This is a genomic window from Bacteroidota bacterium (assembly GCA_018266755.1).
GTDB lineage: Bacteria > Bacteroidota > Ignavibacteria > Palsa-1295 > Palsa-1295 > JAFDZW01.
In genome coordinates this window covers 68362-81585 of the sequence record JAFDZW010000007.1, presented here as the reverse complement: position 1 = coordinate 81585, position 13224 = coordinate 68362, and the positions used below count along the sequence as shown (strand labels likewise).

Here is a 13224-nt window from a genome sequence, read left to right as displayed (position 1 = left end):
CTCCATTAACCCCTCGACTACCGAATACCGCAGTTTGGCCCACGAAGGGCAACACTATGCCTATCGGACAAGGAAACACTTTTCGAAAGCCACAGAACCAGAATTATCGCATCTTACGATGTAAGTGCCGGTCACAAAAGAGGCATTCTCTGCAATCCTGAATTTGTGCAACCCTGACGCTAGGAAGCCAGAATAGATGTCCCTGACTTTTCTACCGAGCATATCATAGACGGCAATACTCGTTGGACCCGAAACCTCGGTCAACACGCACAGGTCTGGCGAGGCGGGTGGCATGCTACAAAAGAAATACATCTTGGCACCGTGTTCTTGCACACTACCCCCTGCCGCTTGCGCGTCTGGTGTTGTAGCAAACACCTTCCTTTTCCACAGACTTTGACGCTCCCACCCATTCTTATAGAGGGTTTGAACCGGTGTATCGATTGAAACGAGATAGACTTCTCCCATGATAGGATCGAGGTAGGTGAACCCAATTCTCCCCCTCGCCGGTCGCTGCCAAAGCAATTGGAAGTGTTGCCAGTCATTCGTATAATAGGCGGAGGAACTGTCGAAATAAATCGAGTCATTGCGCATATCATAGAAGACTTCCAGAGCTGTGAAGAAACACTGCAGCGGGTCGGAAGGTAGGATGTGCTCAGCCTTCGCACCGATCACATAGCCGTTGGGATAGGTCACGGGCGTGTCTAGGGGGTATTTACCCGGCATAATCCTCTCGAGCAGCCGGTCTGTGTGTTGGTTACCATTAGTGTCGGTGGTAACATATTCCGTGGCGACATTGAATGCGATGCTGCGCGAATTGAGAAATCCGCCCCACTGAAATTGCTCCCCCTTCTGGAATACACCAGTCATATCACCGACATAGTCAACTCTCTTAAAGGACGCCCCGTGATCCCTCGATACATAGTACTCCGTCGTCGTGTCCGGTGGATCAAAATGTGGTTTGACTATGCCCACAGACCGAAAGTACCAGCTATTTGAATCACGGTAATCGAAGAAAATGTCATAGTGTAGGTCTGCTGCTCTTGCATAATTGGAGGGTAACGGAATATTGAGCCTACTCCAAGAATTGCCGCCGTCTTGTGTCACGTAGATTCGTTCATTCGAGTACGTTGCACCTGCGACATCATTGTCCATAGAGTACTTGACGAACCAATCAGTGTAGGGATAGTGTGGATCTGTCAGTATGTACGGCTGAGTCCGGTCTGCGAATGTATGGTTGACGAGTTGCGGCAGATCGGGAATGAAATCGTTAAGCCGAGCCCGATCCGCCCACGTCAATCCCCTGTCAGTGGAAACAACCAAGGTCTGAATCGAGTCATCAAATCCGACAGCCAGCAAAATTCCGGTATTTGATAGAGGATATGCACCGATCGGGTTCAACTTGTGATGCGAGGGTGGAACAATATCTCGCCAATCCTTTCCGCCATTGACCGAGAGTTGAAATAGAAAGATGTTTGAATCAGCTCGGTGCAGTTGAACGACGATTGAGTCATGAAAGGCGGAAACGGATAGGGGCGTACTGGAAATCATACTTAGGTCCTTAACATACTCCCAACCTGGTGGAGGGACGTAGCCCAGACCAGAAGGCTGCGCCCGAATACTCTCGCTGACAATTGAAAGCGAGCAAAGCAGAAGGACCATTTTCATTGGCAAGCGCATTTGTAAGATGATTTTCAACCTACATGTAAGAAAAACTTCAACCCATCGAAAGGTTACAGGCAATATCAATAGTCAACTCTGGACGAGTACGCAGCGGGGTGCCCGCAATATTAAATCTCAAAAATAAGCACTTAGCCTATTGACAAAAGGGACATATTTTCGTATATTCGTGAGATGAAATATGTCCCGGCAGGCCATCGGCCCAGAGTGTTAAAACGTCCGCTTCGGCGGACGTTTTCGTTTGGGGTGGTTGAGGGAGAGTGCACAATTATGTTGTTTGATTTTAAGGGGTTAGGACCCCATAATTTCAAAATCGATGCGCTACAAAGATGTCATTGCGAGCCTGCCCCGAGGGGTGTTTTCGGGCTTCTGACGATGTACGCGGCGGGCGAAGCAATCTAAGAGGTGCCTATAGTCCGAAAGCTCTTAGATTGCCACGGACTGCGCGCGAGAAGTTTGGAAGGTTGAAGGGGTATTGCGGCGCAGTCCTCGCAATGACATTATTGGAGGGCGGTGCGGCTCCGCCGAAGAGTGCCATAGCGTCCCGGAGGGACCGCAGCATGGATGAGCCCATGAATTCATTCATGGGCGGCGGTCGGGGATGGTCTGCGGTTTCGGAAAGCGGCCTCGCTCGCTTCGCATCGCTGCGGGACGGACTAAGAGTCCGTCCTACTGGATTGGATCATTCTTCTGCGAGGATGAAATCCAGTCCGCGCTTTTCGAAATTGACGCGGATGAGTTTGACTCGGACGGCGTCGCCGATGTGGAAAGATTTTGTCGAGCGGACTTTCGCGCGGCGCTGGTGGGGGAGCATTTTGTTGAGCCCCTTTTGCGGGACGAGGGCGACTTGCGACTCGTCGAAGATATAGAAGCCCTTGAGCTCGCGGATATGCACGAGGCCTTCGGCACCGTTGGCGAGTCCGACGAAGAAGCCGTAGTGCTGAACGCCCGTGATCGTGCCGTCGAAGTCGTTGCCGACTTCGGAGCGCATGACGAAGAGTCCGGCGATCTTTGCGGAGTCGCGTTCGGCTTCGGTAGCGCGGCGCTCCATGGCGCTGGTATGATCGGCGATGTCGGGCAGGATCTGATAGTAGTGATGCTCGCGCTTCGCATCCATGCGAAGGATGTATTCGTGAAGCATCCGATGAATGATCAGATCGGGATAACGTCGGATCGGCGACGTGAAGTGCGTGTAGTGCATGAACGCCAGTCCGAAGTGGCCGACGTTATGCTCGGCATAAACGGCCTTCGCCATGGCCCGCAGCATCATGTTGTTGAGCAGATGCTCCTCGGGTTTGCCTTTGATGCTGTCGAGGAATTTCTGGATGGTCTTGGGCGTGATGTCCGACGGATCGAACGAGTAACCCATCGACTTTGCAAGTCGGGCGATCTCGCGGATCTTCTCGGTATCGGGGTCGGCGTGAATGCGGTAGAGGAATGGCTTCTCGTGGCCCTCGCGGGCCTTGAGGGCGATGTACTGCGCCACGGCACGGTTCGCGGCCAGCATGAATTCTTCGATCATGCGCATCGAACCGAGGCGCTCCTTCTTGTAGGCCTCGATCGGATTGCGTTCGTCGTCGAACTTGAAGCGGACCTCTTCGGTCTCGAAGTCGATGGAGCCGTCCTTGCGGCGCTGAGCGTACATCAGCTCGGAGAGTTCGCGCATCTGCTTCAGGAGCTTCGCGTACTTGCCCTTGCGGGTGGTGATGCGTTGCTCGGCCTCTTCATAGCTGAAGCGCATGACGCTTCGGATGACGGACTTCTGAAATTCGGCATGCTTGACTTTGCCGGTCAGGGGGTCGACGGTCATCAGGACGGAGAAGGTCAGTCGATCGACGCCCGGCTTGAGGGAGCACAGTTCATTGGAAAGCGCCTCGGGAAGCATCGGGATGACGCCGCCTGCAAGGTAGACGGACGTGCCGCGCTCCAAGGCTTCGCTATCGAGTGCAGTGCCTTCGCGGACGAAGTGGCTGACGTCGGCGATGTGCACGCCAAGGGTCAGGGTCCAGTCGTCGTTCTCCTCGAGGGAAACGGCGTCGTCGAAATCTTTGGCGTCTTCGGGGTCGATGGTGAAGATCGTTTTCTTTCGGAGGTCGAGACGGCCGACGAGATCATCCTTGCTGACAGTCTCGGCATGCTTCGCCACCTCCTGCATGACGTCCTTCGGAAATTCGCCCGGCAGTCCGGACTCGGCCGCGAGCCGCTCCATCATTTCCTGGAAGGTTGGCTCCTTGCGTTCGCGCGTGAATCGGGTGATACGTTCTGCGCCGGGAACGGGCTTCGGCGGAGCTTCTTTGATGGCTCTGCGAGTCTGACGTTCGACTTGATCGATCCCGCGTGTGATCTCGGCCCGGTGCTTCGGTGCGGGGATTTGGCGAGTCTCGACAATATCGATAATCGCGCCGGTCGGACGTTCGGTGCCACGATCGGTATGGATCTTAACCATGACACGGTCGCCGGTGCGGGCACCGCGAAGCTCGTTCTTATTGATGAAGATCTTAGAACCGACGCCGGAGTTCGGATCGGGTTTGACGATGCCATGACCGTTTCGCTCGATCTTCAGCACGCCGCTGGCTTTGGCTGGCAATGACAATGGAATCCCAAAGCGGCGTCTGCTGCCGCGAGAAATTATACCCTTCTGTTCGAGGATGCGAAGGGTCTCGCGAAGCTCCTGGTATGAATCGTCGTCCGAACGAACGCCGATCATCTTGGAGATCTCGTTGGTCTTAAAGAGCTCGCCGGCATGGCTCTTGAACAAGGCCATCAGCCTGTCTTCAAGGGAGCCGGATCGGTCGGTGTCGGTATACTTCCGGTGTTTCGTACGTGCCATCCGTGGGGTAAAACAGCAAACGGTTAATTCGAAAATACGACGGCAACGCTGGCTGTTGGTAAATCCAACAGTTTCTTAACTAACGAGTTCGATGCGCTCTTCGAGATCGGCAGCCGTGATCGAGCGGCGGGTCCGAACAAAGCAGATGCGGCTGCGCTCGGTGCCTTCATGGCGGATGAAGGGGATCCAGTCGCTCTCCTCGCCGACTCGCATCACGTGCTTGATGCGGTCGTTCGGCACGGCGACCTCGATGGCGTGGAAGCCATCCGGTTCGAATGTTGCCAAGAACTCATCGACAAGATCTTCGATCTTCTTGTTGAGAAAAAGGAAATGGATCTGCGCCCGTTCGTCTTTTACTGTGACCTGAGGCGCGAACGGCATACCGCTCGCCGAGACGAACGACGTAAAGGCTTCTTCGAGCGCTGCCGGAAGCACGACGTCGTGCTGGGTATGAACTTCGTAGATTTGAGGGCGTATCATAGGCACCTATACTACGTTTAAGAACATCGTTTGTTGCTTGGATAGCACCGAAAAACATACCGCTACCGAAAAGGAGTATCCGCTGCAGTGGATCAAAGGCGTCGGCCCGAAGCGAGCCGAAGCGCTGGCCGAAGCAGGGATCGAGTCGCTTGAAGAGCTCATTGAGTTCTTCCCGCGCCGTTACATCGATGCGCGAACGGTGATCCGACTTGCCGATGCGCCGGGCTATTTGTGGCAATCGGTAACGGTCCGTGGCACGGTGATGCGGGTGCAGAGCTTCAACTACCGCAAGCCGAACCGAACGCAGATCACCATCACCGACGATACGGGTGTTCTGCATTTTGTCTACTTCACCTTCGCCGATTGGATCGCGAAACAGTACAAGCCTGGTGACGAAGTCGTTGCGATCGGCTACATCGGCGTGTACCGAGGCGAGCCGCAGATCGTGCATCCCGAGTTCATCGAGAAAGTAAGCGAATCGGAAGAACTTGCGGCAGGCCGGATGCTGCCTGTGTATCCGAATCTGCAAGCCTTCAAGAAGGGGAAGATCTTCCAGCAGCATCTACGAAAGATGTTCGCGGAGGTCCTTGCCACACCGGACTTCAAGCGCTTGACCACCGAGGTACTGCCGGCCGAACTACTCGCAAAGTATCACCTGCCGGAGCGAACACACGCGATGCGTGAGATGCATGCACCCGATTCTCCGGAGCTGCTCGACGCAGCACGGATGCGGCTGATCTATGAAGAGCTGTTCTTCTTGCAACTTCGCTTTGCGGTCGAGCGAAGCAAGGCTGCAGCCATCGCCGCACGGGGTATCGTGTTCGATACGACTCCGCTGCAGCGCGTACTTAATGATTCAAAGAACACGAAGTCCCACGATTCGCTCATTGAGCGGGTGGTCGAGAAGCTGCCATTCAAGCTCACCGGAGCACAACGTCGCGTACTTGGTGAGATCGCAACGGATATGCAGAAGGCGGAGCGCCGCGTGGCAATGCACCGGCTGGTGCAGGGTGATGTCGGCAGCGGTAAGACGATCGTCGCGCTCTTGGCTATGCTCGTTGCCATCGAGAACGGTTATCAAAGTGCTCTCATGGCGCCGACGGAAGTCCTGGCCAAACAGCATTTTCAGTCGATTAGCACATTGTTTGCCGGTTCGAAGATCAATGTCTCGCTACTTGTCGGCGGGCAGTCGAAGAAGCAACGGTCGGAAGTACTTAGAGAACTCGCCGAAGGTTCGACGAACATCGTGATCGGTACGCATGCACTGCTCGAGGATACTGTAACGTTCGACAACCTCGGACTCATCGTCGCCGACGAACAGCACAAGTTCGGCGTCGCGCAGCGTAAGGCGCTGATGGAGAAGTATAAGGATGCTCCGCCGGATGTGCTGATCATGACCGCGACGCCGATCCCGAGAACGTTGGCGATGACATTGTATCAAGACCTTGACGTCAGTACTATCGACGAACTGCCGGCCGGCCGTAAGCAGATCATGACTCGCATCGTGATGCCGTCAGAGCAACGAAGCCTCTTCAAGCATATTCGCGAAGTGGTAGCACGCGGTGAGCAGGTGTACATCGTGTATCCCCAGCTTGAGAAAAGTGAGACACGAGATGTCAAAACGGCCGTGAAGGCGCACGAGGTCTTTCGCGATAAGCTCTTCCCGGATCTCGGAGTCGGTCTGATTCACGGCAAACTCAAGAGCGACGAGAAACAGGCCGTGATGGCAGACTTCCGCGAAAGGAAGCTCGATATACTAGTCGCGACGAGTGTCATCGAGGTCGGCATCGATGTTGCGAACGCGACACTGATGGTCATCGGCAACGCCGAACGGTTCGGGTTGGCGCAGCTGCATCAGCTTCGCGGCCGTGTCGGTCGCGGCGGCAAGGCATCGGAGTGTATCCTGGTGCCGAGCGAAAAACTTGAGCCGAAAGCCGATGAATCCGTTGCGAGCGATGAGATTGCCGATCGCACCGAAGCGATGGAGCGGCTTCGTGTGATGGAACGCACGACGAACGGCTTTGAGATCGCGAAGGCGGATCTGGCATTGCGCGGGCCCGGCGACTTCCTCGGGACACAGCAATCGGGTACCATCAAACTTCGCCTTGCCGATATCGTCAGAGACGAAGCAATTCTGGCGCAAGCCGCCGAGGACGCGGCGGCGCTGATCGCAGCCGACCCGCAACTACGAAGCAAAGAACATCTCGCAACTCGCCAGGAACTGCTACGGCTGTACCGACAGCAGGAGAGCTATCTCGAAGTCGGCTGAGGCTTCACGGTTCTTATTAACAGCAACCCTGCGGCGAAGAACAACGCCAGTGAGATGATCGCATTGCGCTGACCGAAACCGGTCGAAAGCGCTCCGAAGATAAGCGGGCCGATCACGGCACTGGCCTTGCCGGCAAAGCCATCGTAGAAACCGAAGAACTCAGCGGTATGCTCGATCGGCGTGAGTAGCGCCATCATCGAACGCGAAGCCGACTGGCTCGAGCCGAGCGAGATACCGGCGAAAATCGCGACGATATAAAACGTTGCCGCATCGCTCGAAAGATAAGCACCGAGTACAACTCCAAGCCAGATTACGAGTGTAATAATGATCGTCTTTTGCGGTCCGATGCGGTCGGTGATGTAACCAAACACGAGCGAACCGAATATTGCAACGGTCTGCACCATTGCATACAAAATGATCAGGTCCTGCATCGAGAAGTGCAGCGTGTCCTTTGCATAGATACCTGCAAATCCGATGACCGTCAGGATGGCATCATTGTATATGAAGAACGCAAGCAGAAACCTCGCAAGCGCTTTGTGCTTTCGGATATTGCCGAGCGTCTTGCGGACTTCGCGCAATCCGTCGCCGATGGCTCGGAGGCTGATCCGACCTGAACCGCTGCCGCCTTCAGGGACGAAGAGGAACATCGGCAGCGAGAAGAGCATGAACATTGCCGCGGTGACAAGGAATGTCTCTTTATACATTTCCTTCACGAGGAACGGCACGGTCGCGGCGAGTGCTGCAAGCGAACCGGCATACCCGACAGCGAAGCCGATACCCGAAACGCGGCCAACCTCTTCGGGCTTTGCGATCTGCGGTAGAAAGGCATCATAGAACACCGTGCCGCCTTCGAAGCCGGCGTTGGCGAGGATGAACACAATCGAACCGACGAACACCATGCCTGCTCCAAGCCAATACGCTGCGGCAGTGCCGAGTACGCTCACAAGGGTAAATGCGAATAGAAATTTTTTCTTCGCCCCGGATGAATCTGCGATCGCACCGAGACCGGGTGCTAGCAGCGCTACCAGCAGCATCGAGAACGACAGCGTCAGACCCCAGTAGAGGTCTTTGTGCTCATTGTTAACGATCACGCCGGTATAGAACTGGGGGAAGACGAAGGTGGACATGATGATCGCGAACGATGAATTCGCAAAATCGAACATGCTCCACGAGGCAACGACGGATTTCTTCATGCGATAGATGTTGGGTGGTCGCGTGTGATCAGTTCTCTATGATCGTCAGATCGGGCAGCTTCTCTTGTGGGCCGAGCGCAGCATGGATGATATCCAGCGCCTGCTGCGGAGTATCGACGATGGTCACATGGCCGAGTTTGCCGATGTATCCGGGCTGCAAGGCAAGCGAATCATAGAACAGCCGCCACTCTGCACCGAGAAGGACGAGTGGTCTATGCTCTATAAAGCCTTTGATGAAATAGTCCCAGACGGTCGCAACTTCGACCAGCGTCCCGGGCGAGAGCCCGCATGCAACGTATGCATCGGCAAGCGAAATAAGCTCCATCAACCGGTCCACGGCGCTCGACACACGAAGCTCTTTCTTCACGAACTCGTTGGCGATGCGGCCTCGGTTTAAGTAGACGTTCGCGGTGACGCCGACCGTCCCGCCGCCCGCATCGTGTGCGCCTTTCGACGCAGCTTCCATAACGCCGTCGTAGCCACCAGTAACAACTGCGAAGCCTGCATCGCCGAGGAGCGAACCGAGGGAGTAAGCACGATCGTAGATCGGATCGCCCTGCTGGCATTCGCTCGGTCCGAATATCGTCACTAATTTCTTCATGCGCTATGAACGATGGCTTTCAGTGAACGAATGAACGCTTCGATATCCGACGGCGTGTTGTCTTTCGAGAGCGACAACCGAATCGACTTGGTCGCTACTTCTTCGCTTCGACCCATCGCGCGCAGAACATGGGACGGTTGCAACGAGCCTGACGTGCATGCTGCACCGTTCGAGACAGCGATGCCGTCGAGATCGAGCCGAACGATCAGTGTCTCCGGCTCGAGACGACGCAGGAGGTCGTCTCGAAGTGTCAGATTCACAATGGTTGGTACGCAGCGATCGTCATCCGGGGAGTTCAAGACGACTTCGGGCATTGCTCGGAGTCCGTCAAGAAGCTGTGAACGCAGCGCGCGAATATGGGAAGTACGATCATCAAACTCATCATGCGCAAGCCGCGCGGCCTCTGCAAAGCCCACAGCAAGTGCCACGGCTTCGGTGCCGCCGCGACGGTTACGTTCCTGCGAGCCGCCGTGAACAAGGGGCTCGATCTGAACGCCACGGCGAATATAGAGTGCACCGATACCTTTCGGACCATGGATTTTATGTGCTGAAAGCGTCATCAGATCGACGCCGAGTTCATGGACATCGAAGCGAAGTTTACCCAGCGCTTGAACTGCGTCGGTATGTATCAATGCGGTAGGCGATGCGACTCTGATAGAGGCAACGATACTTCTGATATCATTGACCGAGCCGACCTCGTTGTTCACGTGCATCACGGAGGTGAGTGTCAGATCGGTCGGAATGTTGTCAACGACCGCAAGACCATCATGCGTCACACCAGTCAAATGCGTTCGGACACCGAGGCGACCGACGAACTCAACCGCGCTCAGTATGGCCTGATGCTCGAGCGGCGAAGTCAGCACCGACAGATCTGCGAACGAGCGGCCGCCGAGATGCGCTGCGAAGACCGAACCACAAACGGCATGATTGTCGGACTCGGTACCGCCGGAAGTGAAGACGATCTCGGCGGGATCGGCACCGACGCAGCGGGCAACTTCCGAGCGGGCTGTCTCAAGCGCCACGCGGGCTTCGCGGCCCAAGGCGTGAATGCTCGACGCATTCCCGAACTTCGGTCCGAGATACGGCTCCATCGCGGAGCGGACCCGGTCATCGAGGCGGGTCGTTGCGCTATTATCGAAGTAGATCATCCGGGCCTTGTAACATCGTCGGCCCGAGTGTCATTCGATGTGGATGCGGCAGCGGTCGGTTAATGTGCGCCTTGCGGCTCTGCCGGACGCGGGCGCTTGTTCGGATTCGAGCGGCCGGGATGATTCTGGCGCCATTCACGGACCTTCTGCCGGACGCGCTTGTAGAACTCATGCTCGAAGATCACGAGCTTCGCGCGCTGGCGAGGATTGAGGATCGGTTTGAGTTGATCGTTGAGCTTATCGGCACGCTGCTCGATCTGCGAATTGAGCGACTTGATGCTCGAGATGGTCGGATCGACATCAGCATCTTTATAGTCACCCTGCGTAAGCTTTACCAACTTGCGTTCTTCGGCGTCGCGCTGCTTGACGAGGCCGATGATATCCTTCTCGGCCGGAGTATAGACCTCGAAGAACTTCTTGGACGTCTCATCGTCGAGACTGAGCGTCTCACGCAGCTTTTGGTGCTTCACTTCTTCGATGCGCTGCAACAGTTGCTGCAGGCGGCCGCCTTGGGCCGGGGCATCGGGTGTAGCTGCGTTCTGGTCCTGCGCAAAGAGAGGGGTGCTCACGAGCAACAGACCACTCACGAGAGCGGTGACAACGGTGCGGGTGGTATGGCGTTCGAACATTGTCTGCTTTCCTTTCAAAATCGTTTATCGGCTGATGCCATCGAGCACAGCTTGTAGTTCATCGCTTGAGAGCGACGCATAATCCATCGGGCTGTCGTCGGCGGCAATGTCGTTCGAGACATCACCAAGACCAACCTCAGCAAAGATCGCATCGGCAACATCCTTCGCCGATACCGTCTTCGGCGTAATGACCTTGGCCAATCGGCCATGCTCTTTCGGGCTACTCACTTCGGCAACCTGCTTCGGGGCCTGCGGCACCGGAGTTACTGTTGGCGTCGATACGGGTTGTGTCGGCTTCGTGGCAGTGGCTTCAACACTCTGAGTTGCCGGCGTTGTCGGGGCGACCTGCGAGGCCATCTGCGGCGCAGGCGACGGTGAGAACAACCATGCCGAACCGAGCGCAACAATAACCACGGCAAGGCCTGTGGCCAGCGTGCGCATCGGGGTGAACCATCCGAGAAGGGCTGCAAAGACCGACGGCTTCGCAGCAGGCTGCTCGGCCTCGATACGCTCCATCAGACGGACGCGGAAGTTCGCGAAGTAGCGGTCATCCGGCGCATCGGAGCTGAATGGCTCGGGGAACGAGCGAAGCTGCTCTTCGATCTGCCGGAGCTCATCTTCGTTGTATTCATCGAACTGTTTCATGCTCGTCCTTTCGTTGCAGTCGTCGCGACGCTCAGTTCACCTGCGCGCTGGACGTACTCCGTTACTTTCTTGGCGGCGTGAAAGTAGTTGGCTTTCAGACCGCCGACACTGGTGCCGAGGATCGACGCAATGTCCTCGTAGGGCATCTCGTCATAGAAGCGCATCAAAAACACTTCTCGCTGCTTCGGCGGCAGCGTTGCGATGGCTGCTTCGATGAGCGACGTTATCTCCTGACGTTCGATGCCATCGTGCGGTGAGGCATCATCCGATACGAGTTCCGAGGCTACATCGTCGATCTCCACCATCGTATGCGCCTTGCGCTTGCGCTGGCGGTAGATCACCGCATTCATCATGATGCGGTAGATCCAGGTGTAGAACTGCGACTCGCCGCGGAAGCTGCCGAGCGCTTCGTACGCTTTGACGAACGTCTCCTGCGCGATCTCATCGGCTTCGTCATGATTGCCGTTGACCATCTTTCGCGCCGCGAAGTAGATACGCTTTTGGTAGCGTTCGACGAGCATCGTGAAGCTCACGCGCTGTTCGCCCGATCGGAATCGGTCCACCAACTCCTGATCGCTCAGGCCTGCGTATTCGTCTCGTAAGCTCATCTACTTCGGGGGAAACACGTCGTCAGCGTAACCCGTTTTCAACGTTTCTACCGGTTTAGAGACCGTTCAAGGTCAAAGGTTTAACCTGATGATCCAGATTTGGACGGTGCCACTGGTCCATCTCCTCCACACAGATTCGTATCGGCTTAAGTCATTGATAATGTTACCGTTAATCTTGGATTCAGACCGGTAGCTAATTCAGTGTTAGTTTGAGGTATCCCCTCTGTTCTACTCCTCTTCATCGAACTCTTCGGTGCTGGTGGCAACGGGGTTGCCGAGGAGGACGGCGTTGAAGCGTTCGAAGGCGGCTTTGGCTCTGGTGTTGCCGGCTTCTTCGAAGAGGACGACGAGATTGCGAAGCATGCGCATCAAGATCGTGCGCGTCGAAGCAGGGCGCAGGAATGTCTCGTAGAACGGAAGTCCCGATTTTTGCAAGAAGCGTTTGATGTCGTCTTCGCGTAGCAGCACACCCCCGTTATATGCATCGACGAAGATCGGCTCCGATGCGAGGCCGTCGTAGCGAAGCAGGAAGTGTCCAGGCGTGCTCACGCCGCTGAACGGCAGACCGAGCCGATGTGCTGCTACCAGAAGATACACGACTGCAAGCGAGATCGGGATGCCGAGCCTGCGGTCGAGCACTTGGTTGATATAGCTGTTATCGGGATCGAGAAATTGTGTGTGGTTGCCCGCGAAGCCGCGCGTCTTGAAGAAGAACTGATTCGTCTCGGTGAGCACGTCCATCGTCGAGTGCAGACCTTTGAGGCGGTCGTGCAGCATGCCGGCGAGTGCATCGAGTTCGGAGCGGTAATGCTCGGTGTCGAGCATCGGATAGCCGTAGCGAGCAATGAGGAACACGCCGTCCTCGAGCGCGCCGCGGCGGTGCTCTTCGATCTTCGTTCGCAGTTGCTTGAATTCCTCGGCCAGAATCTCTTCGTTGAGTTCGGCAGCGATGGCGTTGGCGCGCGACCGAGCGAGCTCGTCGCCGGAGGTTGTCGCAAAGACGAGCAAGGGGACCATCGCACCCACGCCGCGCTCACGCAAGCGAGCCTCGACAGCTGCAGAGACGATCGTATCCGGATCGTCGAGAAGCGACAACAGTGAGGTGATCTCCGGTTCTGTCTTCATAGTGCCAAGAAGCTAACGC

At 56.0% G+C, this 13224-nt stretch carries 11 protein-coding genes; 1 reads left to right on the top strand and 10 read right to left on the bottom strand.

Going from position 1 to position 13224, the window contains the following annotated elements; translation table 11 throughout:
- Positions 1–60 precede the first annotated feature (60 nt).
- From JSS75_13700 to JSS75_13690, 3 genes are all read right to left on the bottom strand, one after another.
- Positions 61–1548 carry a hypothetical protein gene (locus JSS75_13700; protein ID MBS1904755.1) on the bottom strand — a complete coding sequence of 496 codons (1488 nt, stop codon included), beginning with the start codon at positions 1546–1548 and terminating at the stop codon, positions 61–63.
- A gap of 811 nt (positions 1549–2359) precedes the next feature.
- The gene (locus tag JSS75_13695; protein ID MBS1904754.1) at positions 2360–4507 is read right to left on the bottom strand and encodes a VacB/RNase II family 3'-5' exoribonuclease; all 2148 of its coding nucleotides are present in this window, start codon (positions 4505–4507) and stop codon (positions 2360–2362) included.
- Positions 4508–4582: 75 nt separating this feature from the next.
- The gene (locus JSS75_13690; protein MBS1904753.1) at positions 4583–4987 is read right to left on the bottom strand and encodes a hypothetical protein; all 405 of its coding nucleotides are present in this window, start codon (positions 4985–4987) and stop codon (positions 4583–4585) included.
- A 37-nt stretch (positions 4988–5024) separates the two neighbouring features.
- Here JSS75_13690 and recG point away from each other — a divergent pair, with 37 nt between their 5' ends.
- On the top strand, positions 5025–7256 hold the full coding sequence (gene recG, locus JSS75_13685) for an ATP-dependent DNA helicase RecG (GenBank protein MBS1904752.1): 2232 nt from the start codon (positions 5025–5027) through the stop codon (positions 7254–7256).
- On the opposite strand, the gene JSS75_13680 is transcribed toward recG, so the two are convergent.
- The 7 genes from JSS75_13680 to JSS75_13650 all read right to left on the bottom strand — a co-directional run bounded on the left by JSS75_13680 (position 7238) and on the right by JSS75_13650 (position 13205).
- Positions 7238–8449, bottom strand: coding sequence for an MFS transporter (locus JSS75_13680; GenBank protein MBS1904751.1), 1212 nt, complete (start codon positions 8447–8449; stop codon positions 7238–7240). The two genes, recG and JSS75_13680, sit on opposite strands and share 19 nt — an antisense overlap.
- Before the next feature lie 28 nt (positions 8450–8477).
- Complete coding sequence (locus JSS75_13675; protein ID MBS1904750.1) at positions 8478–9050, bottom strand: LOG family protein; 573 nt, start codon at positions 9048–9050, stop codon at positions 8478–8480.
- The gene (locus JSS75_13670; protein MBS1904749.1) at positions 9047–10198 is read right to left on the bottom strand and encodes a cysteine desulfurase; all 1152 of its coding nucleotides are present in this window, start codon (positions 10196–10198) and stop codon (positions 9047–9049) included. Before JSS75_13670 ends, JSS75_13675 begins: the two co-directional genes overlap by 4 nt.
- 59 nt (positions 10199–10257) lie before the next feature.
- A complete protein-coding gene (locus JSS75_13665; protein ID MBS1904748.1) occupies positions 10258–10845 on the bottom strand; it encodes a hypothetical protein in 588 nt (195 codons plus the stop codon).
- Between the two features lie 6 nt (positions 10846–10851).
- Positions 10852–11472 carry a hypothetical protein gene (locus tag JSS75_13660; protein ID MBS1904747.1) on the bottom strand — a complete coding sequence of 207 codons (621 nt, stop codon included), beginning with the start codon at positions 11470–11472 and terminating at the stop codon, positions 10852–10854.
- The gene (locus JSS75_13655) at positions 11469–12080 is read right to left on the bottom strand and encodes a sigma-70 family RNA polymerase sigma factor (protein MBS1904746.1); all 612 of its coding nucleotides are present in this window, start codon (positions 12078–12080) and stop codon (positions 11469–11471) included. Before JSS75_13655 ends, JSS75_13660 begins: the two co-directional genes overlap by 4 nt.
- A gap of 228 nt (positions 12081–12308) precedes the next feature.
- A complete protein-coding gene (locus JSS75_13650) occupies positions 12309–13205 on the bottom strand; it encodes a transglutaminase family protein (protein MBS1904745.1) in 897 nt (298 codons plus the stop codon).
- Between the last annotated feature and the right edge of the window lie 19 nt (positions 13206–13224).

Bases quoted from the DNA above. Each gene is read 5' to 3' on its own strand.
- JSS75_13700 (MBS1904755.1), bottom strand. From the start codon at position 1,548: ATGATTTCCAGTACGCCCCTATCCGTTTCCGCCTTTCATGACTCAATC.
- JSS75_13695 (MBS1904754.1), bottom strand. From the start codon at position 4,507: ATGGCACGTACGAAACACCGGAAGTATACCGACACCGACCGATCCGGC.
- JSS75_13690 (MBS1904753.1), bottom strand. From the start codon at position 4,987: ATGATACGCCCTCAAATCTACGAAGTTCATACCCAGCACGACGTCGTG.
- JSS75_13680 (MBS1904751.1), bottom strand. From the start codon at position 8,449: ATGAAGAAATCCGTCGTTGCCTCGTGGAGCATGTTCGATTTTGCGAAT.
- JSS75_13675 (MBS1904750.1), bottom strand. From the start codon at position 9,050: ATGAAGAAATTAGTGACGATATTCGGACCGAGCGAATGCCAGCAGGGC.
- JSS75_13670 (MBS1904749.1), bottom strand. From the start codon at position 10,198: ATGATCTACTTCGATAATAGCGCAACGACCCGCCTCGATGACCGGGTC.
- JSS75_13660 (MBS1904747.1), bottom strand. From the start codon at position 11,472: ATGAAACAGTTCGATGAATACAACGAAGATGAGCTCCGGCAGATCGAA.
- JSS75_13655 (MBS1904746.1), bottom strand. From the start codon at position 12,080: ATGAGCTTACGAGACGAATACGCAGGCCTGAGCGATCAGGAGTTGGTG.
- JSS75_13650 (MBS1904745.1), bottom strand. From the start codon at position 13,205: ATGAAGACAGAACCGGAGATCACCTCACTGTTGTCGCTTCTCGACGAT.